At 31.6% G+C, this 26448-nt stretch carries 28 protein-coding genes; 22 read left to right on the plus strand and 6 right to left on the minus strand.

Features of this window, described 5'->3' with window-relative positions; all coding sequences use genetic code 11:
* The first annotated feature begins 98 nt into the window (after positions 1 to 98).
* Positions 99 to 830 (plus strand): metallophosphoesterase family protein, encoded by a 732-nt coding sequence (locus KA873_RS09415; protein WP_107384892.1) that lies wholly within the window; start codon positions 99 to 101, stop codon positions 828 to 830.
* A gap of 126 nt (positions 831 to 956) precedes the next feature.
* Here KA873_RS09415 and czrB read toward each other — a convergent pair whose 3' ends face one another.
* Together czrB and KA873_RS09425 are read right to left on the minus strand one after the other, a co-directional pair.
* Complete coding sequence (gene czrB, locus KA873_RS09420; RefSeq protein WP_107384891.1) at positions 957 to 1910, minus strand: CDF family zinc efflux transporter CzrB; 954 nt, start codon at positions 1908 to 1910, stop codon at positions 957 to 959.
* Between the two features lie 18 nt (positions 1911 to 1928).
* Entirely contained in the window at positions 1929 to 2228 is a 300-nt protein-coding gene (locus KA873_RS09425; RefSeq protein WP_107384890.1) for an ArsR/SmtB family transcription factor, read from the minus strand.
* Positions 2229 to 2377: 149 nt separating this feature from the next.
* Between KA873_RS09425 and KA873_RS09430 the strand changes: the two genes are divergently transcribed.
* From KA873_RS09430 to KA873_RS09470, 9 genes are all read left to right on the plus strand, one after another.
* Complete coding sequence (locus tag KA873_RS09430) at positions 2378 to 3037, plus strand: SDR family oxidoreductase (RefSeq protein ID WP_107384889.1); 660 nt, start codon at positions 2378 to 2380, stop codon at positions 3035 to 3037.
* A 131-nt stretch (positions 3038 to 3168) separates the two neighbouring features.
* Positions 3169 to 3867, plus strand: a complete 699-nt coding sequence (locus tag KA873_RS09435) for a FadR/GntR family transcriptional regulator (RefSeq protein WP_107384888.1) — start codon at positions 3169 to 3171, stop codon at positions 3865 to 3867.
* Positions 3868 to 4424: 557 nt separating this feature from the next.
* The gene (locus KA873_RS09440) at positions 4425 to 5363 is read left to right on the plus strand and encodes a type I phosphomannose isomerase catalytic subunit (protein WP_107505275.1); all 939 of its coding nucleotides are present in this window, start codon (positions 4425 to 4427) and stop codon (positions 5361 to 5363) included.
* Positions 5364 to 5386: 23 nt separating this feature from the next.
* Positions 5387 to 5617 (plus strand): hypothetical protein, encoded by a 231-nt coding sequence (locus KA873_RS09445; protein ID WP_019467689.1) that lies wholly within the window; start codon positions 5387 to 5389, stop codon positions 5615 to 5617.
* A gap of 194 nt (positions 5618 to 5811) precedes the next feature.
* Positions 5812 to 6792, plus strand: a complete 981-nt coding sequence (locus KA873_RS09450; RefSeq protein WP_107385905.1) for a YeiH family protein — start codon at positions 5812 to 5814, stop codon at positions 6790 to 6792.
* A gap of 72 nt (positions 6793 to 6864) precedes the next feature.
* Complete coding sequence (locus tag KA873_RS09455; RefSeq protein WP_210140274.1) at positions 6865 to 8235, plus strand: EVE domain-containing protein; 1371 nt, start codon at positions 6865 to 6867, stop codon at positions 8233 to 8235.
* 326 nt (positions 8236 to 8561) lie between these two features.
* Positions 8562 to 8945, plus strand: coding sequence for a thiol-disulfide oxidoreductase DCC family protein (locus KA873_RS09460; RefSeq protein ID WP_107384771.1), 384 nt, complete (start codon positions 8562 to 8564; stop codon positions 8943 to 8945).
* Between the two features lie 23 nt (positions 8946 to 8968).
* On the plus strand, positions 8969 to 9832 hold the full coding sequence (gene rbsK, locus KA873_RS09465) for a ribokinase (RefSeq protein WP_107505375.1): 864 nt from the start codon (positions 8969 to 8971) through the stop codon (positions 9830 to 9832).
* A gap of 179 nt (positions 9833 to 10011) precedes the next feature.
* Positions 10012 to 10461 (plus strand): Dps family protein, encoded by a 450-nt coding sequence (locus KA873_RS09470; RefSeq protein ID WP_107384769.1) that lies wholly within the window; start codon positions 10012 to 10014, stop codon positions 10459 to 10461.
* A 239-nt stretch (positions 10462 to 10700) separates the two neighbouring features.
* Here KA873_RS09470 and deoD read toward each other — a convergent pair whose 3' ends face one another.
* Positions 10701 to 11411 carry a purine-nucleoside phosphorylase gene (deoD, locus tag KA873_RS09475; RefSeq protein WP_019468267.1) on the minus strand — a complete coding sequence of 237 codons (711 nt, stop codon included), beginning with the start codon at positions 11409 to 11411 and terminating at the stop codon, positions 10701 to 10703.
* A 179-nt stretch (positions 11412 to 11590) separates the two neighbouring features.
* On the opposite strand from deoD, the gene deoC reads away from it, so the two are divergent.
* The 4 genes from deoC to KA873_RS09495 all read left to right on the plus strand — a co-directional run bounded on the left by deoC (position 11591) and on the right by KA873_RS09495 (position 15171).
* Positions 11591 to 12253, plus strand: a complete 663-nt coding sequence (gene deoC / locus KA873_RS09480; RefSeq protein ID WP_019468268.1) for a deoxyribose-phosphate aldolase — start codon at positions 11591 to 11593, stop codon at positions 12251 to 12253.
* Positions 12254 to 12320: 67 nt separating this feature from the next.
* Entirely contained in the window at positions 12321 to 13622 is a 1302-nt protein-coding gene (locus KA873_RS09485; protein ID WP_107384768.1) for a pyrimidine-nucleoside phosphorylase, read from the plus strand.
* 11 nt (positions 13623 to 13633) lie between these two features.
* Complete coding sequence (gene deoB / locus KA873_RS09490; protein WP_107505284.1) at positions 13634 to 14821, plus strand: phosphopentomutase; 1188 nt, start codon at positions 13634 to 13636, stop codon at positions 14819 to 14821.
* A gap of 35 nt (positions 14822 to 14856) precedes the next feature.
* Positions 14857 to 15171 carry a DoxX family protein gene (locus KA873_RS09495; protein WP_154409672.1) on the plus strand — a complete coding sequence of 105 codons (315 nt, stop codon included), beginning with the start codon at positions 14857 to 14859 and terminating at the stop codon, positions 15169 to 15171.
* A 418-nt stretch (positions 15172 to 15589) separates the two neighbouring features.
* On the opposite strand, the gene KA873_RS09500 is transcribed toward KA873_RS09495, so the two are convergent.
* Complete coding sequence (locus tag KA873_RS09500; RefSeq protein ID WP_107384765.1) at positions 15590 to 16060, minus strand: S-ribosylhomocysteine lyase; 471 nt, start codon at positions 16058 to 16060, stop codon at positions 15590 to 15592.
* Between the two features lie 254 nt (positions 16061 to 16314).
* On the opposite strand from KA873_RS09500, the gene KA873_RS09505 reads away from it, so the two are divergent.
* From KA873_RS09505 to KA873_RS09515, 3 genes are all read left to right on the plus strand, one after another.
* A complete protein-coding gene (locus KA873_RS09505; RefSeq protein WP_107384764.1) occupies positions 16315 to 17499 on the plus strand; it encodes a M20 family metallopeptidase in 1185 nt (394 codons plus the stop codon).
* Positions 17496 to 18689, plus strand: a complete 1194-nt coding sequence (ldmS, locus tag KA873_RS09510; RefSeq protein WP_107521361.1) for an L-aspartate--L-methionine ligase LdmS — start codon at positions 17496 to 17498, stop codon at positions 18687 to 18689. Before KA873_RS09505 ends, ldmS begins: the two co-directional genes overlap by 4 nt.
* Before the next feature lie 167 nt (positions 18690 to 18856).
* A complete protein-coding gene (locus tag KA873_RS09515) occupies positions 18857 to 19522 on the plus strand; it encodes a DUF2750 domain-containing protein (RefSeq protein WP_107505396.1) in 666 nt (221 codons plus the stop codon).
* A gap of 136 nt (positions 19523 to 19658) precedes the next feature.
* On the opposite strand, the gene coaW is transcribed toward KA873_RS09515, so the two are convergent.
* Entirely contained in the window at positions 19659 to 20459 is an 801-nt protein-coding gene (gene coaW, locus KA873_RS09520) for a type II pantothenate kinase (protein WP_019468276.1), read from the minus strand.
* Between the two features lie 92 nt (positions 20460 to 20551).
* Between coaW and KA873_RS09525 the strand changes: the two genes are divergently transcribed.
* The 4 genes from KA873_RS09525 to KA873_RS09540 all read left to right on the plus strand — a co-directional run bounded on the left by KA873_RS09525 (position 20552) and on the right by KA873_RS09540 (position 24458).
* A complete protein-coding gene (locus KA873_RS09525; protein ID WP_181187764.1) occupies positions 20552 to 20917 on the plus strand; it encodes a VOC family protein in 366 nt (121 codons plus the stop codon).
* Positions 20918 to 21003: 86 nt separating this feature from the next.
* Positions 21004 to 21864: a GNAT family N-acetyltransferase gene (locus tag KA873_RS09530; RefSeq protein WP_107384760.1), complete on the plus strand. Its 861-nt coding sequence runs from the start codon at positions 21004 to 21006 to the stop codon at positions 21862 to 21864.
* Positions 21865 to 21979: 115 nt separating this feature from the next.
* Positions 21980 to 22522: a DNA-directed RNA polymerase subunit delta gene (gene rpoE / locus KA873_RS09535; RefSeq protein ID WP_107384759.1), complete on the plus strand. Its 543-nt coding sequence runs from the start codon at positions 21980 to 21982 to the stop codon at positions 22520 to 22522.
* 325 nt (positions 22523 to 22847) lie between these two features.
* Positions 22848 to 24458: a CTP synthase gene (locus tag KA873_RS09540; RefSeq protein ID WP_107384758.1), complete on the plus strand. Its 1611-nt coding sequence runs from the start codon at positions 22848 to 22850 to the stop codon at positions 24456 to 24458.
* A gap of 82 nt (positions 24459 to 24540) precedes the next feature.
* Here KA873_RS09540 and KA873_RS09545 read toward each other — a convergent pair whose 3' ends face one another.
* A complete protein-coding gene (locus KA873_RS09545) occupies positions 24541 to 25062 on the minus strand; it encodes a DUF2529 family protein (RefSeq protein WP_107384757.1) in 522 nt (173 codons plus the stop codon).
* Positions 25063 to 25282: 220 nt separating this feature from the next.
* Between KA873_RS09545 and fdaB the strand changes: the two genes are divergently transcribed.
* Positions 25283 to 26143: a class IIb fructose-bisphosphate aldolase FdaB gene (fdaB, locus tag KA873_RS09550; RefSeq protein ID WP_107505277.1), complete on the plus strand. Its 861-nt coding sequence runs from the start codon at positions 25283 to 25285 to the stop codon at positions 26141 to 26143.
* Positions 26144 to 26448 lie beyond the last annotated feature (305 nt).

The following is a 26448-nucleotide window of genomic DNA, read 5'->3' on the forward strand; positions in this document are numbered from 1 at the left end:
GCTATCAAAAAATTAGAGATTTTAAAATTAATAGGTAACAAAATGGCTATAAAATGTTAAAATGACCAAATGAGAAAATGTTGAAAGGAGATATCATCATGAAATTTGCAATTCTTACTGATGTACATGGCAATTTTGATGCGTTAGATACAGTATTGGATGATATTGATAGAAGAAAAGATATAAATAAAATATATAACTTAGGCGATAATATTGGTGTAGGCCATGAAACAAATAAAGTTCTTGATGAAATATTCGAAAGAGATGATATGGAAATTATTGCAGGTAATCATGATGAAGCGGTGATGTCAATTGTTAACGATACGCCTTATCCTGAAGACTTAAAAGATAAATTTTATGAACACCACCAATGGATTGAAAGCCACTTAGACGAAGATTATTACGATAAATTAAATGCTTTACCTCGTGTTATTGAAAAAACAATGAATCATAAAAAAGTCATGTTCATCCATTACGAAATTCCAAACGATAAATTGAATACGCCGATTGATGGCCAGCCATTTAGTCCTATTGTTGAACCTACTGAAGAAAATATAAAATCACTTTTTGAAGATAAAGAGGCTGATTTAATTATTTTCGGTCATAATCATACAGTTCATTTGTTTGATGATAAATCTAAGGTTTATTTTAATCCTGGTTCTGTTGGATTAAATAACGGCGCATACGCGGTATATGGTATTGTTACTATCGAAGAAAATGAATTTTCATTTGAACGAGTTAAAGTTCCTTATGATAATGAAGAATTTATAAGAGGTTTTAAAGAAAAACAAGTGCCAGCTAAAGAACTGATATTTGATAAGTTTTTATAATGTGTAAAATGTTTCGGATTTGTTATATATTTTAATAGTGATTAAAATCATAAAAGTGACTAAATTGAATGATACTGCTTGTTTCAAGCTTTAAAATCTAGTCACTTTTTACTTTTTTAACTCACGTTATTTTTCTGTATAAATTGCTGAACATAAGGTATTGCTGTCATGATTATGATATTCTGTTTCAAATTGTATCGTCATATGTTGAATATTTAAATGTGTTAAGCGATGTTCAAGTTGGTTTAAAAGTTGTTCGCCTTCTTCGATTGTCATGTCATTAGGTACTACTGCATGGCAACTTAAAGCATTTATTTCATTAGAAATAGTCCATATATGACAATCATGTACATTTTTTATTTGCACTTCACTTGTAATAGCGTTAATGATTTCATCCATATCGACATCACTTGGTGTACCTTCCATCAAAATATTAATAGATGATTTCGTTATGCCCCAACTACTTTTAATAATAAGTAGGGAGACGATAATGCTTGCAATTGGGTCTGCAATAGTCCAATTAAATGACCAAATAAGAATAGCTGCTACAATTGCTCCGACAGAACCTAATAAGTCTCCAATTACATGGAGAAAAGCGCCACGCATGTTTATATTATGATCTGTATCTCCACCTTTAAACATAAAAGAAGCAACAACGATATTAACAATGAGGCCAATTACACTGATGATAAACATTTCTGTAGATTTTACCGCTATTGGATTAAAGAAACGATCGATTGCTTCTATGATGATAAAAATGCCGATAACAAATAATGTCACACCATTAAATAATGCTGCTAATATTTCGAAGCGTTTGTAGCCAAAAGTCTTAGATTGAGTAGCATGTTTTTCAGAATAAATAAAAGCTAATAATGCTACACCTAATGAAACAGAATCGCTAAACATGTGTAAACCATCTGATAATAATGCTAAGCTATGTGCTAAAAAACCTCCGATGATTTCAACTATCATAAATATACCAATAATTAAAAAGCTAATAAGTAAGATTTTTTTATTATTGGTGTGTACATGACCATGTGTATGGTTGTGTGTGTGATTGTGTTCGTGATGTTGTGACATATAAGTTCACACCTTTCATTATAGTTTATGATTTGCATGATGAATTGCTTGTTTCAATAAATCAGTCACATGTGTATCATCAATTGAATATATCATTGATTGGCCTTCGCGGTTAGATTTGATTAGGTGGGCTTGTTTTAATATGCGTAACTGATGCGACACATTAGATTGCCCCATATTTAAAGTATGCGCAATATGACCTACACTGCTAGAATTTTGTGATAATAAATGCATGATGCGTATACGATTCCTCTCACTTAACGCTTTGAAAATATCAGTTACATGCTCTAAAGTTTCGGTATTTATTGGCGTATTCATAAATTCAACCCTCCTATCATATGAAGATATTAATATATATTCATATATTAATGTTATTGTGCCAATATGTCAATTGAAAATGCATATTTGTTTTAAATTCTTATAAAAGTGGTAGACTTTTAATATGAACTCGATAAGGAGGTACCAATATGAGTATTTTAGTTATTGGCGCAAATGGTGGCGTTGGTCATCACTTAATAGAACAGTTAAAAGAAAAAGAGGTAGATTTTACCGCTGGAGTTAGAAAAGAATCACAAGTTGAACAACTGAAAGAACAGAATATCAAAGCAACTTTAATTGATGTTGAGTCAGATGATGTTCAAACTTTAACTGAAAAATTTAAAGGCTTTGACCGTGTAGTATTTTCCGTTGGTTCAGGAGGTAGTACAGGTGCCGATAAAACAATTATTGTAGACTTAGATGGTGCTGTTAAAGCTATTAAAGCAAGTGAGGTAAATAATGCGAAACAATTTGTGATGGTGTCAACATATGATTCTAGAAGAGAAGCATTTGACGCAAGTGGAGATTTGAAACCATATACAATTGCCAAACATTATGCTGATGAATACTTAAAACAAGCATCAGTACCTTATACGATTGTACATCCAGGTGCTTTATTAAATGATGATGGTACAAACAAAATTGAAGTAGGTGCCTTTTTTGAAGGCAGAGGTTCAATTCCACGAGAAGATGTTGCTTCAGTCCTCAATGAAGTTGTCACAAGTGACGACTATTTAAATACTGAATTCCAAATTATTAGTGGAGATGTAGAAATATCACAAGCTTTAGATAGCTTTAAAAATAAATAATCGATAGTTACAAATGTGGGCCAATTTACAAATTAATGTAATTTGGTCCATTTTTAATTGAAATATCTATTATTTTAATAAATTTTATGATGAAAATTTGATACAATAATAGATATCGTTTGGAGGTAACTATGAAGATTTCAAACACTAAAATTTATGAACAAGTTGCAGATACTTTATTGGAAAGCATCAAATCTGGAAATTATCAAGTTGGAGATAAAATACCATCTATACAAAAACTCAGTAAAGAATATGGTGTGAGTGTGGCTTCGGTAAGAGAAGCTTTAAATGCATTAAGAACGATAGGTGTATTGGAAATAAAACAAGGTTATGGAACATTTGTAAAGCAAATTGAACCGACTTTTTTTGAATTAGGAGATAAATTTAATTCGTTAGTTCAGATAAAAGAATTATTAGAGTTACGAGAGATTGTTGAAAGTGCAACCGTCAAAATGGCTGCATGTCACCGTACAGAAGAGAACTTAGTTGATTTGGAAAAGGCTTTGAATCGAATGGGGGAAGCAATAACAGATGGTACATCAGGAGAAAGAGCTGATTTAGAATTTCATCTATTAATCGCAAAAGCTGGTAACAATTCTTTGTTAGTTGAATTACTTAATAATATATCTGAACTTATGCAAGATTCTATGAAAGAAACAAGAAAAATATTTATTTATAGTAAACAAAAAACAATGAATAAATTATTAGAGGAACATGTAGTCATTTATAATGCAATTGCTAACAAAGATGATGTAGAAGCTGTTAAAGCCATGGAGACACATTTATTAGAAGTTAAAGAAACAATTTTAGCTAACTTCAAAGAAAAATAGATTTTAGAACGTAAGATACTTATAATCTTCAAATTTAGTTTAATGCTTTCCAAGTTCTTAAAGTATATGCACATATAATTAAATTTCAAGGAATAAAAAGGCCCAAACTACAATAGTTTGGGCCTTTTTTGCAAATTTTATATTTTGAACAGTGATCATCTGGTCAAAATAATCATAATTTATTACCTTATATGTAAAAGAATATGAGTCCTTTGAAGACTCTAGTGTCATTATAATGTTAAAAATGTTGCGAAGGCAAGTCTTTATTTTAAAAAATTTATGACAATTGAATAATTTTATTGTCAAATTTAGTTGAATGGAATGGGGTAGCATTAATTTAACTATACGTCTATTAAACGTATTGATATAATAATTAATGATTTGAATATGACCAAACGTTGAAGTGACAGTTTATAAAGCATTAAGATATGTGATACAATTTCAATAGTTCTGTAAAATTAATTTTAAAATGTAATATAAATAGTATAATTTTATCTTTTTCTAAATTGTATATATCAGATTAAACAATATAAAAACTAAGTTTGGAGGTGTGGTGAATGCCATTATTTTTAAAACCAGTATTACATGAGAAAATTTGGGGTGGCACAAAGTTGAAATCACTCGGTTATGATTTGCCCGCTGAAAATATTGGAGAAGCATGGGGGATTTCAGCACACCCAAATGGAAGATGTGAAGTGTTGAATGGACCATACAAAGGACAAACATTAGATATGGTATGGAAAAATCATCGGGAATTGTTTGGTGATTTTCCGAGTCAAGAGTTTCCGTTAATGACAAAAATTGTAGATGCTAAGCAATCATTATCGATTCATGTGCATCCTGATGACGCCTACGCTTATGAAAACGAAAACGGACAATATGGTAAGTCAGAATGTTGGTATATTATAGATGCTGAAGAGGGCGCAGAAATCATATATGGTGTGAACGTAGATTGTAAAGATACTGCAGTTGATCAAATCGATGAAACAGACTATGAAAATTTATTTAATAAAGTTAAAGTCAAACCAGGTGAATTTTATTTTATACCAGCAGGCACGATTCATTCTATAGGGGCTGGTGTACTTGTGTATGAAACAATGCAATCTTCTGATGTCACATATAGAGTTTATGATTTTGATAGAGAAGAGGCAGCACATGATCGCAGAGGATTGAATCAAGCAAAAGCGAAAGAAGTCATCGAAGTTACTCAAGAAAATATTAATATAGCAACAGACACCGAAATTGTTGAAAATCATAAACGTATCCAACTTGTTTCAAATGATTTTTTTACAATGGTTAAGTGGGAAATATCTGGTACATTAAATTATATGAAACCTAGAGAATTTGTTTTAGTTTCCGTATTAAAAGGTTCTGGACAAGTCATTGTTGATGGTGACATTTATGATGTAACACAAGGTCAAAATTTCATACTAACTTCAGACGATTTAGATACAATTTTTGAAGGGAATTATGAATTAATTATAAGTTATTTATAGATAAAAAAACGGAGTGTTTCAAAATGTATAAGTATTTATATGTATCATTAATTTGCGGTTTATTAGCTGGTGCGGGAATATTTTTAAAAATACCTATTTTTCCTTCATTTTTCTTACCAGTTATCATTGGTGCAATTGGTATCATTGCTGCATTAATTACGATACCTAACAAAGAAATAAATGGATTATTAAAACTTGGTGGTGTACTCATTAATTTAATGCCAATTTTGGGTGCATTGACGATGGTTCAATAGTCAATAAATTTAGTATCTTTACTTTTGAAGTAAAAGGTACTTTTTTTATATGTAAAAAATCATTTGCGTCATTAACTAAATCAAATTTATTTTTAACGGAATGGATATTAGTGATTATAATTAAAAGATTATAAAATATTCTTTAGCGATAAATTATTTATGGTAAAATAGAATTTAAATTGGAGGTGGGCTAAATGTCGAAATCTCGAGGTATACTGATGACATTTATTATTGCACTTATTGCAACGATTATGGGAAGTAAATTTCCAATAATAGGAAGTGCAATATTTGCAATTGTTATAGGTATTCTTTTAAATAATTTTATTGAAATCCCAAAAAAGTATCGTGCCGGCATCCAATTTAGTAGTAAAAAAATATTGCATTATAGTATTATTGTTCTTGGTTTTACATTGAGTTTTCAATCTATTGGTTCAATTGGTTGGAAATCTTTACCAATTATAATCATAACTTTATTAGCAGCATTTATAATCGTGTTTATATTGATGAAAATATTTAAAATTAATGAAAATCTTAGTATTTTGATTGGTGTCGGTACTTCTATCTGTGGTGGCTCTGCAATTGCTGCTACAAGCCCAGTCATCAAAGCTAAAGAAAATGAAGTAGCTTTCGCAATTTCAACTATATTTTTATTCAATTTAATAGCAGTTTTTATATTCCCACCACTTGGTCATTTAATGAACATGGGCCAAACTGCTTTTGGCTATTTTGGGGGTACGGCAATTAACGATACATCTAGTGTTATTGCTGCCACATCTAATTACGGAAGTAAGGCTTTAGAAACTGGTGCTATCGTAAAACTGACACGTACATTAATGATTATTCCAGTAGTATTATTTTTTACATATAGAACGATACTTAAAGAAAAATCAAAACAAACAGGCACATCGGTTAAACAAATATTTCCATGGTTTATTGTTTGGTTTGTTGTAGCTTCACTGATTAGTACAATTTTTAATTTTTCACCTACAGTTATTCATATATTCCAACAAATATCATTATTCTTAATAACGATGGCAATGGCAGGTATAGGATTAAATGTAGATTTCAAACAGTTTAAACAAGCTGGTGCAAAGCCGATTTTATTAGGTTTAGTGACTTGGATAGTAGTAATAATAACAAGTTTAATATCAATGAAATTGATTAATTTATTATAATCATTGTTTGAGAACTGATTTTTAAATATAATGAGAAAATAGAATTTTTTATATGAGATAAGGAGTATCTAAATGGTAGAGGAAACAAGTTATTTTTGGTTGAATTGCGGATATAATCGCTGGAATCATAACGAACCATTAGTGGGTCAAACAACATTATTTGAATCAGGTGCACAATTTAATCCGTCACAAGGTTTCCGATCTTTTAAACAAGCTAAAGTAGGAGATAAAGTTGTATTTTATCAAGTACAGATGGATACTGGTTTACTAGGATTTGGTGAAATCACTAGTGTACAAACAGGTGCACAAAATAAAATTCGCGTGCATTTTCAGTTATTAGAACAATTGAAACCATTAACTGCTGATTACTTAAAAAGAAGTGAACAATTAGAATTTCGAATTACTAATATGAAAGAAACATTGTTTAATCAAATTACAAAAGATGAATTTGACTTAATCGTGAGTTTAGGTAAAGGCGAAACGAAAATACCTAGATATTTCTTTATATCAGAGGAACAAGAATTCGAACCCAATTCTTATAATACCTTGTTTACACACACATATAATGGCATTAAACGAAATGGATACCATTTTTATAAACAGCTTGAAATTGGTGATCAACTCGTTTTTTATAATAAACATAGAGAACAATCAGTGATTGGTGTAGGTGAAGTAAGTCAACATTTACATGAAAAATCTCCAATCCCTGGTCGCACAAACAGTACTGCGATAGAAGTTTATTTTGAAAAAGAAATCGAACCTGTAACATTGAGTACTTTAAATAAACACCCCAAATTGAAAAATTTATATTATTTACAAGAAAATGCAAAACAAGCTATTGCGAGCATGTCACGCACACAGTTTGATGCAATTCTTGAAATGAGCGAAAATGATGGCATGAAATCTCAATTTGAAGCGGTTAAAAGTCAAGGTGTTATCGATAAAACAGATGATGAGGATATAAAACCATTTATTCTGTTAGTAGTTGATAAAGGTGAAGGTTTAAAAGCTGCAGAAAACTTGTTACAAAAGACGAATGCTAATCCAGTAATTACAGCAGGTCATCCAGATTTTACAGAAGACATGCTTTATGGTAAGTATTTACCAAATGAGGCTGGTGCTTTGTATTATAGAGAGGGCTTCATTACTAATCTTATGCCAAGAAATGATAAAAGTTATCTAGTCATAGATAATTTTAATCGTATAGACCCAGACATTTTTCAAACATATATTAACGTTTTAGAAGGTTATGAAATGACACTGCCAAGATATAATAGGGACGGCAGCATGGTGAAGTGGTCCAGAAAAAAAGACTCATTTTATCATTTTAATCCGAATTGGCATATCGTTGGTATCACGTACGATAGCATAAATGATATAAAGCAAAAATATACTGAACAATTTTTAAAGTACACAAGAATTGTTAAGGTTAACCAAGATTAAAATTACAGTAAAAGTACCAATAAGCGTCTGGGGCATCATTGATGTGCCCCAGACGCTTTTATATTCTCAGAAGATGACTGAACTTCAGCTCAGGACATCATTTTATACATTTTCAATGCTAGTCATCCTTGCTGGAGTGGACGACGAAATCTTTTTAATAAAATTAGATTTCTGCCTCATCCTTTTTTGTATATAAGTGTAATATTTAGCGATACATAATAAGATAAATCATATCATGATTTATTTTTATCATTTTAGGATATAATATAACTGTGAATAAATAATTTATATTTTATGATAACTAATCATAAAAAGGAGATGAACGTATGCCAATAATTTATTACGATGGTAATTGTGTATACTGTTATAATTACGCAATTTGGCTTATACAAAATGGGTTGTCTAGTCGTTACCAATTTGCAAAACTTCAAGGTGCTACAGCTCAAAATATGTTTGCCAATTATCCTGAAACACAGCAACACGATAGTGTTATTTTGCAAGAAGGAGATCAATTTAAATATAAGTCGGATGCAATAGCATCACTTATTTCATCCTTAACAAATTATAAATGGATTGGTTTATTATTATATTTAACGCCTAAATTTCTGAGAGATTTTGGTTATCAACTTTTTGCAGATAATAGAAATAGAATGTGGAAAACACATTGGCACAAACCTAATGACTATGAACGATCATTTTTTATTGACTGATTGAATAGATGGAGGAAAAGAATATGGGGAACATAATTGTGATTGGTAGCGCATCAATCGATTTAGTGGTGAAAACAGATATTTTACCTAAAGTAGGAGAAACTGTAATGGGAGAATCATTTTTTACAAATCCTGGAGGTAAAGGTGCTAACCAAGCTGTTGCGGCTGCGCGTTTAAGCAATCATGTTTATATGATTGGAGCTGTAGGCGATGATGATAATGGCCAGCAAATACTTTCAAATCTTAACAACAACAATGTAAATACAGCGTATATGGATGTTATTGAAAATGAAGCGTCTGGGACTGCCCATATAACGTTATTTGATGATGATAATCGTATTATTGTAGTGCCGGCAGCAAATAATTATGTAACGCCAGATAAAGTAATTCCAAAACTTGAATTTTTTGAAGCTGGCGATATTATTGTAATGCAACATGAAATACCGGCAGAGACCATAAAAGAAGTAGTGGACTTTGCACAAAAACATGAAATGAGAGTAATGTTAAATCCTGCACCATTTCGTGCATTAGACAAAGAAATAATTGAACAAGTTAATTGGTTGACACCAAATGAATCAGAAAGTGAATTATTATTTGAAAATAAGGTTGATAAAGCTTTAATGATGTATCCTGAAAAATTAATTGTAACTAAAGGCGCTTCGGGGGCATTGTTTTACAGTGATTCTCAACAACTTGTAAAAGGGTATAAAAAACAAGTAGTTGATACTACAGGCGCTGGAGATACATTTAATGGGGCATTAGCAGTTGCACTAATTGAAAATAGGTCATTAGAAGAAGCGGTTAATTTTGCCAATTTAGCTGCTAGTTTTTCAGTTACAGAATTAGGCGCTCAAGGTGCAATGCCATACAGAAAAGAACTAGATTAAAGCGTATGATTCAGGGTATAATGTAAGTAGATAATTAAGCTACATTCTAAATTATAATAATTATAATTTAGAAGAGGAAATAACTTTACAGATTATAATTATTATAATATAATAATTATTGTAATAGAAAATCGATTGTCGCTTAATTAGGACAACAATTCAAAGGAGAGATTTTTGATATGTCAAAAAATAATGAAGAAGTTGTAAAAGTATTAAATCAGCAAGTAGCAAACTGGACAGTTGCATTCACCAAATTACACAATTTTCATTGGTATGTAAAAGGGCCAAATTTCTTCTCACTACACACAAAATTTGAAGAATTATATGATGAAGCAAGTCAATATATAGATGATTTAGCAGAACGTATTTTAGCAGTAGGCGGTAATCCAGTAGGAACATTGAAAGAAAGTTTAGAGTTATCAATTATAGATGAAGCTGGCAAAGGCTATACAGCTGAACAAATGGTTGAAGCATTATCAGTAGATTTTGATAATATTTCTAAACAATTAGGAGAAGCGATTGAAGTAGCTTCTAAAGCTGAAGATGATGTAACAGAAGATATGTTTATCGGTATGCAAACAAATATTGACAAACATAATTGGATGTTAAAATCTTATTTAGGAAAATAAAAATATAGATAGACAAACAGCTTTCATGAATAAAAGACAGAAATCAAATGATAAAATCATTTGATTTCTGTCTTTTTTGTGATAAAGCTATAAGAACATAAAAGCTAGATACTTCATACATGAGCATTATAAAATTTTGTGTTCAGTAATTTTAGTAAAATTGTGCAAAAACAGCTTGGGATTAAAAATTATAATCCCAAGCTGTTTTATTTTGTGAGTAAGCTAAACATGTTCAAATATTATTCAGCAATTTCTAACGCAATTTCCATCATTTGAGTAAATGAGTTTTGACGTTCTTCTGCAGTTGTTGCTTCGTCACGTAAAATATGATCACTTACTGTGAAGACACCTAATGCTTTTTTATTAGCATAAGTTGCATTTAAGTATAAAGCAGCTGATTCCATTTCAATACCTAAGATGCCCATACGTTGCCATTTTTCGTTAAATGTTGGATCAGCATTATAAAATGTATCTGAAGAAAGAATATTACCAACATGTGTAGTAGCACCAATTTCGTCTGCTTTTTGTTTCGCTTTTAACATTAAGTCAAAATCAGCTAAAGGTGCATAATGTCCAGGAATATTATATTGCTCTACATAACTAGAGTTCGTAGAAGCACCTTGAGCAATTATGATGTCATATAAGTTAACATTTTCTTGCAAAGCGCCACATGAACCAATTCGTATGATTGTGTCGACATTGAAAAAATTATATAGTTCATATGAATAAATACCAATACTTGGAATACCCATACCAGAACCCATTACAGAAACTTCTTTTCCTTTGTAAGTACCTGTATAACCAAACATGTTTCTAACTTCATTAAATTGTTTTACATCTTCCAAATAATTATCAGCAATATATTTTGCTCTTAAGGGATCGCCAGGCATTAAAACAGTTTTAGCAATTTTAACTCCATTAGGTTGAATATGTGGTGTAGATTTTGTCATAGACTTCTTCTCCTTTAAATTCTTTTATCAAAATAAAGATAACATTTGTTTATTATTTTTGCGAATTTTTGTAATATAGAGGTAAAGCACTTGTTGTGATGTTATTAATTTTTTAGAATAGTAATGACTTTCAAGAATGAGAATAATTTCATACAGATAATATTTTAGGAGGAATTAGAATGAATTATGCAAAATATATAGATCACACTTTACTAAAACCGGAGTCTACAAGAGACCAAGTCGATAAAATTCTTGATGAGGCAATTGAGTACCATTTTAAATCAGTATGTATTAACCCAACGCATGTAAAATACGCAGCAGATAAATTACAAGACACTGACGTGTTAGTATGTACAGTAATTGGTTTCCCATTAGGTGCTACAAATACTGAAGTGAAAGTGTTTGAAGTTGAAGATGCTATTAAAAATGGCGCATCAGAAGTAGATATGGTTATCAATATTGGTGCCTTAAAAGATGAACGTTATGACGAAGTTCAAAAAGATATTGAAGGTGTTGTAGCAGCAGCAAACGGTAAGACAGTGAAAGTAATTATTGAAACTTGCCTTTTAACTGATGATGAAAAAGTAAAAGCTTGTGAGTTAAGTAAAGCAGCAGGCGCAGACTTTGTGAAAACATCAACTGGATTTGCCGGTGGTGGAGCTACGCCTGAGGATGTTAAGTTAATGAAAGATACAGTCGGAGATGCTTTAGAAGTTAAGGCTTCAGGTGGTGTCAGAAACTTAGAAGATTTCAACAAAATGCTAGAAGCTGGTGCGACTCGAATTGGCGCTAGTGCAGGTGTACAAATCATCCAAGGATTAGAAAGTAATTCAGATTATTAATTACTATCTTTAAGTTTAAGATGAGACATATAAAGACATAAATGTCTAACAGGGGAGGCCAACTCAAATGAGAATGGTAGATATTATTGAAAAGAAACGTGATGGTCAAGCTTTAACAAATGAAGAAATAGAATTCTTTATTAATGCTTATACCAGTGGTGAAATACCAGATTATCAAGCGTCGAGTTTAGCGATGGCAATTTTTTTCCAGGATATGAATGATCAAGAAAGAGCAGCACTTACAATGGCAATGGTTAATTCAGGTGACGTGATTGATTTATCAGCGATTAATGGGATTAAAGTTGATAAACATTCTACAGGTGGTGTTGGTGATACAACTACACTAGTATTAGCTCCATTAGTAGCTTCTGTTGGTGTTCCTGTGGCTAAGATGAGTGGTAGAGGATTAGGTCATACTGGCGGCACTATTGATAAATTAGAATCAGTTGAAGGTTTTCACGTCGAAATTAGTGAAGATAAATTTGTTGAACTTGTAAATGAAGCAAAAGTAGCTGTAATTGGACAAACTGGGAATTTAACACCGGCAGACAAAAAGCTTTATGGCTTACGTGATGTGACTGGAACAGTTAATTCAATACCACTGATTGCATCTTCTATTATGAGTAAAAAAATTGCTGCTGGCGCTGATGCTATTGTATTGGATGTAAAAACTGGTAACGGTGCCTTTATGAAAACGATCGAAGATGCTGAAGCACTCGCACATGCGATGGTCAGTATTGGTAATAATGTTGGCCGAAACACGATGGCGATTATTTCAGACATGAGTCAACCATTAGGTAATGCAATAGGTAATGCCTTAGAAGTTAAAGAGGCGATCGAAACATTGAAAGGTCAAGGTCCAAAAGATTTAACTGAGCTAGTTATGACTTTAGGTTCGCAAATGGTAGTTGTTGGCGGTAAAGCTAAAGATTTAGATGAGGCTCAAACATTATTAGAAAAAGCAATTCAAGATGGTTCAGCGCTAGAAAGTTTCCGTACATTTTTAGAAAATCAAGATGGTGATGGTTCTGTCGTTGATGATGTCAATAAACTACCACAAGCACGCTATCAAATTGATTTGCTTTCGCAAAAAACAGGTACTGTAACTGAAATTATAGCCAATGAAATCGGTGTTGCATCTATGATGTTAGGTGCAGGAAGACAAACTAAAGAAGACGATATTGATTTAAGTGTAGGTATTGTCTTGCACAAAAAAGTAGGAGATTCAGTTGATGAAGGCGAAGCTTTATTAACGATTCATAGTAACCGTGAGCAAATTGATGATGTTAAGGAAAAATTAAATCAAAGTATTGCGATTAGTTCACAAGGTGAAGTTCCTACGTTGATTCATAAAATAATTACTGAATAGGAGATGGAATGATGACGATACCATTTAAGAGGGTGCATTTAATTGTCATGGATTCAGTGGGTATAGGCGAAGGACCTGACGCAAAAGCCTTTAATGATGAAGGCAGTCACACTTTGAAGCATACGCTAGAAGATTTTGATAAATCATTACCTAATTTACAAAGCTTAGGTCTAGGTAATATTGCCGCTTTACCTAATATTGAAAAAGTGTCTAAACCTGACGCGTTTTATACTAAGATGAGTGAAGCTTCTGTAGGCAAGGATACAATGACCGGTCATTGGGAAATTATGGGATTAAATATTATGCAACCTTTTAAAGTTTATCCTGATGGCTTTCCACAAGAACTGATTAGTGAAATTGAAACAATGACAGGTCGTAAAGTAGTTGCAAATAGACCTGCTTCCGGCACACAAATTATTGATGAGTGGGGCGAACATCAGATGAAAACTGGGGACCTGATCGTCTATACATCAGCAGATCCAGTGCTTCAAATTGCGGCACATGAAGATATTATTCCACTTGAAGAATTGTATGATATTTGTGAAAAAGTAAGAGAATTAACAAAAGATCCAAAATATTTAATTGGTCGAATTATTGCGCGACCATATGTCGGTGAACCAGGTGCTTTTACAAGAACTTCTAATCGACATGATTATGCGTTAAAACCATTTGGACGAACAGTGATGAATGAGTTGAAAGATAATCAATTTGATGTGATTGCTTTAGGAAAAATCAATGATATTTATGATGGTGAAGGTGTCACTGAAGCAATTCGAACTAAAAATAATATGGATGGTATGGATAAACTAATAGAAACTGTACAACGTGACTTTAAAGGTTTAAGTTTCTTGAATTTAGTGGATTTTGATGCACTGTATGGACATCGACGTGATAAAGACGGTTATGCTGAGGCGTTAAAAGATTTTGACGAGCGTTTACCAGAACTTATCAAACATCTAAAGGATGATGACTTAGTCATTATTACTGCAGATCACGGCAATGATCCTACAGCACCAGGAACTGATCATACAAGAGAATACATCCCAGTCCTTATGTTTAGTCCTAAAATAAATGATTATCATGAGTTATCTATGGATGATACCTTTAGTTCTATAGGTGCTACTATAGCGGATAATTTTGGCGTTAAATTGCCAGAATTTGGTCGAAGCTATTTGAAAGAAATGGGTGTCGATAAGTGAAACGACTATTAAGCCTAATATTAGGTTGCGGCTTCATGACCATCGGTGTCTTACATTTTAAACATGAGTCGCGCTTTAGAAAAATTGTGCCTGATTATTTACCATTTAGAAAATCGGCTGTTATCATTTCTGGATTTGTTGAAATGATTTTTGGAATACTTTTAATAGTGAATAGACCAAGCCTATGCCTAAAGAAAATGATTAATATATTTTTATTAGCTGTATTACCAGCAAATATTTATATGGCTAGGAAAAAATTGCCACTAGGCGACAAACAACTACCAGAAAGTTTGTTATATAGTAGAATCCCACTACAATTTGTCTTGATAAAAGTTGTGAACAAATTATAAATTAAACAATCAATCGTTGTGTGACTGGTTTATAAATTATAAAGAGATAAGTGTTTGAAATGTTACAGTAAAAGCGTAAACGTCAATTTCTATTGAGCTAAATTAGAAATTGGCGTTTACGCTGTTTTATATATCATGGTTACGATAAAAACTTGAAAGTGCTAAAATTATACGAAAATATCATTTTTTACAAATTACAATAATTATAGCGATGTAGAAACGTATGAATCATCGGTGGAATAATATAAGTGGGAGATCGCATCTTCATTCCTTACCACAATAGATTTCTGACGAGCATGTATGTTTAAAGTTGGAAACATTAAAAAGGCTGAGACAAATTAATTGTCTCAGCCTTTTATCTTAACCTTTTTTAATAAATTCGATTTTTGATATCTTACTTTATAATGGTAATTAGATATTATTTATCCTCACCATAAATATCATGCCATTGATCTCTTTTATCTAAAAATGTCTGTGCAATTTCTTTTGCACCTTCTAATGAATGGCTAGCAGCCCAACCACATTGTACCTCATTACACGCAGGAACTTCTGTAGCAGATAATACATCTTGAAGTGTTTTTTCAATGATATTTAACACATCGTCATAATCACTGTGATTTATAAAAGATACATAAAATCCAGTTTGACAACCCATTGGACTGATATCAACCACTTTATCTGAATGATTTCTAATATTTTCAGCCATTAAGTGTTCTAATGAATGTAAACCAGGCATTTCCATATGTTCTTTATTGGGCTGTTTGAAACGAATGTCATATTTATGGATAACATCCCCATTAGCACCTTCCATTTTACCTGCAAGTCGAACAAATGGTGCTACTACTTTGGTATGATCTAAATTAAAACTTTCAACGTTCATTTTTGGCATACGATGTCCTCCTAAAATAATAATTATCATAATTGTAACAAGACGTAGTGGTATTTACAATTTCTATAAATTTTAGAAAACAGAAGGAATTATCATTTTTTAAAATTTCAGAAAAATAATGACAGAATTAATCAAAACGGATAGAATAAGTAATAATCAAAATGTATTTTGCACGTTTAGTATTGAACATGCATTTTTATAAGTTTAATAATAATACGTGTAAAATGTTGTAGTACAAGGGAGTTGTATTGAAAATGACACATGAACAAAACATATTAGATTATATAGAAAATGAAAAATTATCATACATAGAGATGAGCCACCTCATCCATCAAAGACCTGAATTAGGCAATGAAGAAATATTTGCTTCAAGAACGTTAATTGAAGATTTGGAAAAGCATGATTTTGAAGTTGAAACCAACATTGCTGGTTATGCTACGGGTTTCATTGCGCGTTATGATTCAGACATCGATGGTCCAACCATTGGATTTTTAGCAGAATATGATGCTTTACCAGGTCTAGGACATGCCTGTGGTCATAATATTATAGGTACGGCAAGTACATTTGCTGGTATAGCTTTGAAGCAAGTGATTGAACAAACAGGCGGAAAAGTAGTAATACTTGGTTGTCCAGCCGAAGAGGGCGGTGTCAATGGTAGCGCAAAAGCTGCTTACGTTAAAGAAGGTATTGTAGATGAAATGGATGTTGCTTTAATGGTTCATCCAGGTAATGAAACTTATAAAACTATTAATACATTAGCGGTAGATGTTTTAGATATTAAATTCTATGGTAAAAGTACGCATGCTTCTGAAAATGCTGAAGAAGCAAGAAATGCTTTAGATGCAATGATTGCGTATTTTAATGGTGTAGCTCAGTTAAGACAACATATCAAAAAAAGTCAAAAGGTTCATGGTGTTATATTAGATGGCGGAAAAGCTGCTAATATTATTCCAGACTATACTCATGCGCGTTTTTATACACGTGCAACATCACGTAAAGAATTAGATATATTAACTGATAGAGTAGGGCAAATTGCAAAAGGTGCTGCAATTCAAACAGGTTGCGACTTTGAATTTGGCCCTATACAAAATGGTGTCAATGAATTTATTAAGACGCCTAAATTAGATGATTTATTTGCAAAATATGCGACGAAAATGGGAGAAGCGGTCATAGATGATGATTTTGGTTTTGGTTCGACAGATACGGGTAATGTAAGTCACGTTGTGCCAACGATTCATCCCCATATTAAAATAGGTTCTAGGAATTTAGTGGGGCACACGCATCGTTTTCGTGAAGCAGCAGGGAGTGCTCATGGAGATCAAGCTTTAATAAGAGGTGCTAAAGTCCTTGCATTAATGGGATTGGAATTAATAGAAAATCAAGCAGAATTAAATGAAATAATTGAACAGCACCACTATATAAAGGGGAACAAAAAATGAAAAAACTAAGTACTCAAAGCCCTAAATTAACACTTAGTGATTTATACAATGATGATGTCGTATATAGTTCTAGACCATCTTATATATCAAATCCATGGTTAGAACCGGAAGAACATCAATCTAATTTCTTGACTGGTAGAGAATTGATTATTGCTGATCAAATGCCTGTTATTGTTCATAAAGCAAGCGCTACAAAGAAATTAGAAATATTATTGGAAATGATTGGCAAGCCAATGCCCACAAATATTTATACTTTTGACAACCAAGCTTCTTACGAACAAATAATAAGGAAACTCGCCAAACAAGATAATAAACGTATTTATTTTCAATATATTCATAGTGAGTCTATTTTAGAAAAAGAATATTACGCTATGGATAAAGATATCTTTGTTGCTTTAAATAATAAAGCACGTATTCCAGAATGGACTAATCAAAAATATTTACCTGCACGTGAAGTGGTAAAAATAGAAGATTTCGAAGATGCGATTGCAGATTGGGAATTCCCTTTTGTCTTGAAGCCAGGTGATGATTTACCAACTGCAGGTGGTTACGGTGTGATGATTTGTTATGACGAAGCTGATTTAATTAAAGCAAAATCCCGTATTGAACAAGCAAGAGCAGAAACTGACACAATTATTATTGAACAAAAAATTCAAGAAATTGCTAATTATTGTGTGCAATTTGCATGTAAAAAGGACGGGGAAATTCACTATATTGGAACATCAGAGCAAATTACAGACAAATATGGTCATTATAGTGGCAATCAAAATGTACAAGATGTACCTGAATCAGTCATACAAGCTGGCAAAGAAATTATGGAAATAGGCGTGGCCAAAGGTTATTTTGGAATCGCAGGTTTTGATTTACTATTAGATAAACATGGTGATATATTTGCGATTGATTTGAATTTTAGACAAAATGGATCGACAAGTATGCTTTTATTAGATCCATTAATGCAATCTGGATATCAAAAGTTTTATAGTTATATTGCACCTAACGATAATGAGCATTTCTTTCAGACAATTATAAAATATGTAAACATGGGTTGCTTATTTCCACTATCATATTATGATGGCGATTGGTATAAAAATGAAAACGTGCCTTCGAGATTTGCATGTATTTGGCATGGACAATCACAAGAACATATAGAAAAGTTAGAACAGCAATTTTTAGAAGAATTAAAAATATAATCAGAAATATAGTGAAAATTTCATTTAATTAAGATTTGATAACTTAAGTTTATTGTATAGATATATTAAAATTTTAATATTTATTGTATGACGTTAATTGACTATAGTAATATACTCATTTATATTTTAAATATAGTTAAATATTTTAATGAATTGAAGGTGTAATTATGTCTTATAAAGCAAGTTCATTTTTTCAAGATATTCTAGTAAATGAATATTTTTATATAGCAACAAAGTCAAAACAATTAATTAGACATGAAATTTTAGGAAAGGACGTCATTTGTGTTTGGACACAAAAAGAAACAGCTGAAACTTTCTTAAATAAACATGACACCGATTATGATAAGCTTAAAAAAATCGATATTGATCGTTTTGTAACTTATGAAATGGATGATATGTTTGAACAAGGTGAAGAAGTGTTGATGAATGCGTCATCTCAGACAGATGGTGATTTAGTTAATATTATTGATTTTACAAATGAATTAATGTCAGATTTAGATGAAATTCGTCTCAAAGAATTTATAATAGATGTGGCGAAAGAAGACGCTGTGTTCGGTTTAACAAATAAAAATGAAAAACAATTTATCATGATTAGTGATGAAGAACATCAAAAACCACATATTATGCCGGTGTGGAGTATTAGAAATAGAGCAGAAAAAGTAAGAAATGAAGACTTTGAAGAATGCGATATCATTGAAATAGAAGGTGAAGTCTTCGCAGAATGGTTAGATATTTTAAGAGATGATGATAAAGCAGTAGCAATCGATTTGAAATCAGGTGTTGTAGGCACTGTAGTCTCAGCTCAAAAAGTATTAGATCAATTACCGTTTTAATGTAAATGAATATATGAACTAATGGAAGTAGTTATTTTGAAGAAATAGTCACCATCAAATGAAATAACTGTTTCCATTTTTTACCATGACATAAGTATAGAAACTTCAATTTTTTATACTTATGTCATGGTAATTTTTATTGTAGATGTATTGCACCTAATGCGCCGGAAAAGGCACCGTGTTCAATATAAAATGGTTTGAAACCACGCAATATCGTATAATCTTTAACAACTTCTTTCAGTAAATGATTATTATGGAAAGAAGAACCAATATAAGCTACGTTTTCAGTACCATATTCTCTCGCTACTGTGATAGCCATCGTAGTAATGACTTCCCCCACGACACCAATCAATGAAGCTAATTTGTCAGAATCTGAAAAATCTTTGTCTAAATTATGCAGTACATGCCCAAAATTAGCAGCAGTTAAATCACCTGAAATCGGAGGTTCACTATCTTTATAGATATGTTTTACTTTCAAATCAATAAATTCTCGCTCACCTTTTTGGGCAGTATCTGTTAATTGTTTGTAGTCTTTTAATCCAGTTAATAAATAACCAAGGCCTTGTATCATACCACCACCTGCTCCAACACCGCCAACACGTTGTTGCTTTTCGCCATTTGAATAATGCAGTGATGTTCCGGTACCAACATTAGTAAAAATGTAATTATCTAAATGATGACCTTGTTCTTCTAACAAGAGTTCTAAACCTTTTGCAGCAGCATCAAACTCTACAAAGATACGTGATTCACATTTTAACTTATTTTGAATTGTTCCAGCTTGACCACCTGTTAAGCTAATACTTTCACATGATTGTTGTCCTAACCAATCAATGACTTCATTAATTTCAGTAGTTAATTTTGTTGTATATTGTCGATTGCCATTATCCTCCTGAACAATTTTTATAAGTGTTCCGCCGGCATCAATGCCTATTTTCATCTGTGTACCTCCTAAAAAAATTTACATTATAACTTATATTATAATAAAATGAGGGAAAATCAACTATAGAAAATTTGAAAGGGATGGTTTTAATGAATTTAAGCCCGTTTATTAAAGTAGATGATGTAGAACAGGCTCTTACATTTTATAAAAATGCGTTTGGTGGTAACGAAAAAATATTAAATGAAACAAACGGGAAAACCTTACATGCGGAGCTTCATGTTAATGAAACAGTTGTATTACATATTTCCAGTACATATGGTCGTGAATGGAGCAATGACAATACGAACATTATTTTAACTTTCGATGATTTGGCTACTCAAAAACAAGTGTATGATAAATTAAGTGAAGCAGGAGACCCTCATATGCCTCTGTCTAAAACATTTTTTAATGCGATGCATGGACAAGTGAAAGATCAGTTTGAAGTCAATTGGCTCATGAATTGTTTCTTAGACTAATAAGATAAAATGTTCAAATTTCGATTATATTAATGTAAAAGTGGTATTAATAACTAATAAAAGCTAATCACAATAGGGGATAAAATATGTTTATTAAAGAATCATTTGAAAATATTACAATTCAAGTTTTTGAAGAAAAATATAAATCAGCTTTATATCATTTTAAATTGAGCGAGCGTCAACAGATATATTCTTCTTTGCCCAAAGACGTGCTTGATGATGCGTTAAAGGACGAAGACAGAGTGGCTAACATCGCCTTAAATGATGAAGGTGAAGTAGTCGGTTTCTTTGTATTACATCAATATTATCAACATGAAGGTTACGATACACCTAAACAGGTTATATATGTTCGTTCTTTATCTGTAAATGAAGACTTTCAAGGATTTGGATATGGTACAAAAATGATGATGTATTTGCCACAATATGTCCAAAAGCTATTTCCAAATTTTAATCATTTATACTTAGTCGTAGATGCAGAAAATAAAGGTGCATGGAATGTATATGAACGTGCAGGTTTTATGCATGCTGCTACGAAAGAAGAAGGGCCTATCGGTAAAGAACGTCTCTATTATTTAGATTTAGATTCTAAACATGTGTCTTCTTTAAAATTAACAGCAAATGGAGATACGTCGTCTTATGACGTTTATATCATTGATATGATGAAAGATGATGATAAAGTAGGTTTTATAGCAATTGAGCAACATGGGCAACGTATGAATATCAATTCAATTGAAGTTGATAAATCAGAGAGACATAATGGTATAGCAGAAAGTGCGTTAAGACAATTACCTACATATATTCGAAAGCATTTTGAAGGTATCAAACTTATAACGATTACACTTTATGGAGAAAATAATGAATTAAAACCATTATGTATAAATAGTAATTTTGTTGAAATTGAAACAGCTGAAGATTTTTCTGTATTTGAAAAATATATAAATTATTAATAGTGTTTGCGAAATCAGGGATTGTCATTTATAATTTACTTTTGTTATTATTACTTAAGATGAATAGTACTGATTTGGATAAATGCATAAATGCCTCTGAAAGGAAGAATAAATAATGAGAATTCAAGATTACACTAAAGAAATGGTTGACGAGAAATCATTTATTGATATGGCCTATACATTATTACTTGAAAAAGGCGATACAATGAACTTATATGATATTATTGATGAATTTAAAGCATTAGGTCATTACGAAGACCACGAAATTGAGAATAGAATTGTTCAATTCTATACAGACTTAAATACAGATGGTCGTTTCCTAAATGTTGGAGAAAATATATGGGGCTTACGTGATTGGTATTCAGTAGCTGATATTGAAGAAAAAATAGCACCAACTATCCAAAAATTCGACATTTTAGACGACGACGATGAAGAAGATAAGACATTAAAATTACTTGGTGAAGATGAAGCTGACGACGATGATGACATCCCAGCAGTTACTGATGACCAAGAGACAATCGAAGAACCTGATGAAGAAGAAGTGGACGAAGAAATTCCTGAAAATGAAATCGTTATTGATGAAGATGATGACGAAGATGAAGATTTAGAAGAAGACGAAGAAGAATATGATGAAGAGGACGAAGATAAAGAAAATTAATCAATAATCTATCAATATTCATTTGACTTTTTCTGCGAAAATGATAAAATTTTATTCGGGCTCCTTTAATTAGGACGACGTGTATAAATATTATACGCTCCCCCTTGCAAATGCTGTGAGAGGGAGCGATTTTTTTATTTGAATTACTATACAAATTTTATAAAATTTTAATTTATGACGTTATTTATAGTGAATATAATGATATTTAAAAATTATAAAGCTTTGACGTTTAGATAAATTATAACCATTTCAATGATTAATGAAACATGCCATAAATTTTTGTTGGTATTGTGAGAATGACTGTTTTAATAATAGGAGGCAGAAAATGACAAAGTTTATTTTTGTAACTGGTGGAGTTGTATCTTCATTAGGTAAAGGTATCACAGCAGCATCTTTAGGACGTTTATTAAAAGATAGAGGGTTAAAAGTTACAATACAAAAATTTGATCCATATTTAAATGTTGATCCAGGTACAATGAGTCCATACCAACATGGTGAAGTATTTGTTACTGATGATGGTGCGGAAACAGATTTAGACTTAGGACATTATGAAAGATTTATTGATATTAATTTAAATAAATATTCAAATGTTACAGCTGGTAAAGTCTATTCACATGTTTTGAAAAAAGAACGTCGTGGTGATTATCTTGGTGGTACGGTCCAAGTAATCCCTCATATTACAAATGAAATTAAAGAACGTTTACTATTAGCAGGAGAAAGTACAAATGCTGATGTAGTTATTACTGAAATTGGTGGTACTACTGGTGATATTGAATCATTACCATTTATTGAAGCGATTAGACAAATTCGTAGTGATTTAGGTCGTGAAAATGTCATGTACGTACATTGTACACTTTTACCATTTATAAAAGCTGCCGGTGAAATGAAAACAAAACCAACGCAACACAGTGTTAAAGAATTACGTGGTTTAGGTATTCAACCTGACTTAATCGTAGTACGTACAGAATATGAACTAACGCAAGATTTAAAAGATAAAATTGCTTTATTCTGTGATATTAACAAAGAAAGTGTAATTGAATGTCGTGATGCAGATTCACTCTATGAAATCCCTTTACAATTAAGTAAACAGGACATGGATGATATCGTAATTAGACGCTTAGAACTTAACGCTAAATACGATACTCAATTAGATGAATGGCAATATTTATTGGATACAGTCAATAGTTTAGATGGCAAAATAACTATTGGTTTAGTTGGTAAATATGTCAGTCTTCAAGATGCATATTTATCGGTTGTTGAATCATTAAAACATGCAGGTTATCCATTTAAAAAAGATATTGAAGTTAAATGGATAGATTCTAGTGAAGTAACTGATGAAAATGTACATGATATACTTAATGATGTTGATGGCATTTTAGTTCCTGGTGGATTTGGATTCAGAGCAAGTGAAGGAAAAATTTCTGCTATCAAATACGCGAGAGAAAATAATGTACCATATTTCGGTATTTGCTTAGGTATGCAACTTGCTACAGTAGAGTTTGCTAGAAATGTACTTGGCTTTGAAAATGCACACTCTGCAGAACTAGATCCTTCAACACCACATCCGATTATTGACCTATTGCCTGAACAAAAAGATATTGAAGATTTAGGTGGTACGTTAAGATTAGGTCTATATCCATGCCATATAAAAGAAGGAACTTTAGCGCATAAAATTTATGGTGAAGTTGATATAGAAGAAAGACATCGTCACCGTTATGAGTTCAATAATGAATATAGAGATCAATTAGAAGAAAAAGGCATGATATTCTCTGGAACTAGTCCAGATGGTAGATTAATCGAAATGGTAGAAATTCCGGAAAATGATTTCTTTGTCGCATGTCAATTCCATCCAGAATTCCTATCTAGACCTAATAGACCGCAACCTATATTCAAAGCGTTTATAGAAGCATCATTGAAACACCAACAGATTAAGTAAATATAGTTGTAAAAAGGCTGAAACGATAACATACGTTTCAGCCTTTTTTTAAATCAGATTGTCTATTAAATTTGATGAAATGCTAAAGATTTAAATCTCTAACCATTTCAACCATTTGTGTATATATATCATAATAAATATAATTAAATGCAATAGGATGTGGTATAACAATTTTATCGTAATCTTCCGTATAGACAATAGGTCTAGGCGTACTTAAATTAATAAAATGAAATAAATGATCCTGAAAGTTTTCTGTCTTTGGCTTATTACAAATTAAGACAAAATCTACATCGTTTGCAATTAATGCGTTAACGTCTTTTTCTACATCCTCAGTATAATAAGGAGAAAAGAGAAACACTCTATCTGTTGTATCAATATCTTCAAATGTATTGAGTGAGCGTAGCGCTATACTAGACTCTAATTTTTCATTACTGTTTAATATATAACTTTCAAAAAAATTCAAATCTCCATAACCTTTAACAAATACATTACCTTCACCGCCAATTGCTTGAATTAAGCATTGAGCTGCCATTTGAATATCTAAAGCTTGTGCTTCTATTCGATTAAAAACACCATTTAATTGTGTGTTCAAAATTTTAGACATATATGTACCTCCGTTCTATTCACTCAACTTATTGTAAATAATGGTAGTAAATATTGCAATTTTATATAAAAACATGAAAATTAAAGACTGATTTAAAAGTAATAAATTGAAAAAATAAATTAAAAACGCTTACAATTGAATAGAAGAATGCAAATTGTTTGGGATTTTGATATAATTAAATTGTAAAAATATGTGCTTAATGCACTAAGGAGGAACTTTCATGCCTTTAGTTTCAATGAAAGAAATGTTAATCGATGCAAAAGAAAATGGTTATGCGGTTGGTCAATACAACTTAAATAACTTAGAATTTACACAAGCGATATTAGAAGCTTCACAAGAAGAAAATGCTCCAGTTATTTTAGGAGTTTCTGAAGGTGCAGCACGTTATATGGGTGGATTCTATACAGTAGTTAAAATGGTAGAAGGATTAATGCACGATAAAGAAATTACGATTCCAGTTGCAATCCACTTAGATCATGGTTCAAGTTTTGATAAATGTAAAGAAGCTATTGATGCTGGATTCACTTCAGTTATGATTGATGCTTCTCATGAATCATTTGAAGATAACATAGCAATTACATCAAAAGTAGTTGAATACGCTCACGAACATGGTGTATCAGTAGAAGCAGAATTAGGTACAGTTGGTGGACAAGAAGACGATGTTGTTGCTGAAGGTGTTATTTATGCAGATCCTAAAGAGTGTCAAGAGCTTGTTGAAAAAACAGGTATAGATACATTAGCACCAGCATTAGGTTCAGTTCATGGACCGTATAAAGGTGAACCAAAATTAGGATTTAAAGAAATGGAAGAGATTGGTGCTTCAACAGGTTTACCATTAGTATTACATGGTGGAACTGGTATCCCAACTAAAGACATTCAAAAAGCGATTCCGTTTGGAACTGCAAAAATCAATGTTAATACAGAAAACCAAATTGCTTCTGCTAAAGCAGTACGTGAAGCTTTAGACAATGATCAAGAAATGTATGATCCTCGTAAATATTTAGGACCAGCACGTGAAGCAATTAAAACAACAGTAATTGGTAAAATTAAAGAGTTTGGTACATCAAATAGAGCTAAATAATCGGCTTATAATAAAAAGGTTAGTATTATATAACAATCTTGATGATTAAACTGAGAAGGCTGCGACAATTTTTAATGTCGCAGTCTTATTTTTTTATGTTATAATCTATGAGCATTAAAATTAAGTAAATTGAAAAAATTAATATAATTTTTAAACAGAAATAAGACAAGTAGGATTTGAATCCTATTAAATCGGGAATGAATATATCATTATAGTATACATAAAAGTGAAGCAATACATAAATTTAAATTAAAAAGGTTTTGTTTCATTGGTGTGTTTTGCAAACTGTATTTTTTTACTTTATA

Source organism: Staphylococcus sp. GDY8P45P (genome assembly GCF_017892745.1).
Taxonomy (GTDB): domain Bacteria; phylum Bacillota; class Bacilli; order Staphylococcales; family Staphylococcaceae; genus Staphylococcus; species Staphylococcus cohnii.

What these genes read in the sequence shown, in the direction of transcription:
- deoC (WP_019468268.1), top strand. Translation starts at nt 11,591, where the DNA reads ATGAATTATGCAAAATATATAGATCACACTTTACTAAAACCGGAGTCT.
- czrB (WP_107384891.1), bottom strand. Translation starts at nt 1,910, where the DNA reads ATGTCACAACATCACGAACACAATCACACACACAACCATACACATGGT.
- KA873_RS09460 (WP_107384771.1), top strand. Translation starts at nt 8,562, where the DNA reads ATGCCAATAATTTATTACGATGGTAATTGTGTATACTGTTATAATTAC.
- deoD (WP_019468267.1), bottom strand. Translation starts at nt 11,411, where the DNA reads ATGACAAAATCTACACCACATATTCAACCTAATGGAGTTAAAATTGCT.
- KA873_RS09485 (WP_107384768.1), top strand. Translation starts at nt 12,321, where the DNA reads ATGAGAATGGTAGATATTATTGAAAAGAAACGTGATGGTCAAGCTTTA.
- rbsK (WP_107505375.1), top strand. Translation starts at nt 8,969, where the DNA reads ATGGGGAACATAATTGTGATTGGTAGCGCATCAATCGATTTAGTGGTG.
- KA873_RS09530 (WP_107384760.1), top strand. Translation starts at nt 21,004, where the DNA reads ATGTTTATTAAAGAATCATTTGAAAATATTACAATTCAAGTTTTTGAA.
- ldmS (WP_107521361.1), top strand. Translation starts at nt 17,496, where the DNA reads ATGAAAAAACTAAGTACTCAAAGCCCTAAATTAACACTTAGTGATTTA.
- KA873_RS09455 (WP_210140274.1), top strand. Translation starts at nt 6,865, where the DNA reads ATGGTAGAGGAAACAAGTTATTTTTGGTTGAATTGCGGATATAATCGC.
- KA873_RS09415 (WP_107384892.1), top strand. Translation starts at nt 99, where the DNA reads ATGAAATTTGCAATTCTTACTGATGTACATGGCAATTTTGATGCGTTA.
- coaW (WP_019468276.1), bottom strand. Translation starts at nt 20,459, where the DNA reads ATGAAAATAGGCATTGATGCCGGCGGAACACTTATAAAAATTGTTCAG.
- KA873_RS09505 (WP_107384764.1), top strand. Translation starts at nt 16,315, where the DNA reads ATGACACATGAACAAAACATATTAGATTATATAGAAAATGAAAAATTA.
- KA873_RS09500 (WP_107384765.1), bottom strand. Translation starts at nt 16,060, where the DNA reads ATGCCAAAAATGAACGTTGAAAGTTTTAATTTAGATCATACCAAAGTA.
- KA873_RS09470 (WP_107384769.1), top strand. Translation starts at nt 10,012, where the DNA reads ATGTCAAAAAATAATGAAGAAGTTGTAAAAGTATTAAATCAGCAAGTA.
- KA873_RS09435 (WP_107384888.1), top strand. Translation starts at nt 3,169, where the DNA reads ATGAAGATTTCAAACACTAAAATTTATGAACAAGTTGCAGATACTTTA.
- KA873_RS09515 (WP_107505396.1), top strand. Translation starts at nt 18,857, where the DNA reads ATGTCTTATAAAGCAAGTTCATTTTTTCAAGATATTCTAGTAAATGAA.
- KA873_RS09450 (WP_107385905.1), top strand. Translation starts at nt 5,812, where the DNA reads ATGTCGAAATCTCGAGGTATACTGATGACATTTATTATTGCACTTATT.
- KA873_RS09430 (WP_107384889.1), top strand. Translation starts at nt 2,378, where the DNA reads ATGAGTATTTTAGTTATTGGCGCAAATGGTGGCGTTGGTCATCACTTA.
- KA873_RS09495 (WP_154409672.1), top strand. Translation starts at nt 14,857, where the DNA reads ATGACCATCGGTGTCTTACATTTTAAACATGAGTCGCGCTTTAGAAAA.
- KA873_RS09545 (WP_107384757.1), bottom strand. Translation starts at nt 25,062, where the DNA reads ATGTCTAAAATTTTGAACACACAATTAAATGGTGTTTTTAATCGAATA.
- KA873_RS09525 (WP_181187764.1), top strand. Translation starts at nt 20,552, where the DNA reads ATGAATTTAAGCCCGTTTATTAAAGTAGATGATGTAGAACAGGCTCTT.
- KA873_RS09445 (WP_019467689.1), top strand. Translation starts at nt 5,387, where the DNA reads ATGTATAAGTATTTATATGTATCATTAATTTGCGGTTTATTAGCTGGT.
- fdaB (WP_107505277.1), top strand. Translation starts at nt 25,283, where the DNA reads ATGCCTTTAGTTTCAATGAAAGAAATGTTAATCGATGCAAAAGAAAAT.
- rpoE (WP_107384759.1), top strand. Translation starts at nt 21,980, where the DNA reads ATGAGAATTCAAGATTACACTAAAGAAATGGTTGACGAGAAATCATTT.
- KA873_RS09540 (WP_107384758.1), top strand. Translation starts at nt 22,848, where the DNA reads ATGACAAAGTTTATTTTTGTAACTGGTGGAGTTGTATCTTCATTAGGT.
- deoB (WP_107505284.1), top strand. Translation starts at nt 13,634, where the DNA reads ATGACGATACCATTTAAGAGGGTGCATTTAATTGTCATGGATTCAGTG.
- KA873_RS09425 (WP_107384890.1), bottom strand. Translation starts at nt 2,228, where the DNA reads ATGAATACGCCAATAAATACCGAAACTTTAGAGCATGTAACTGATATT.
- KA873_RS09440 (WP_107505275.1), top strand. Translation starts at nt 4,425, where the DNA reads ATGCCATTATTTTTAAAACCAGTATTACATGAGAAAATTTGGGGTGGC.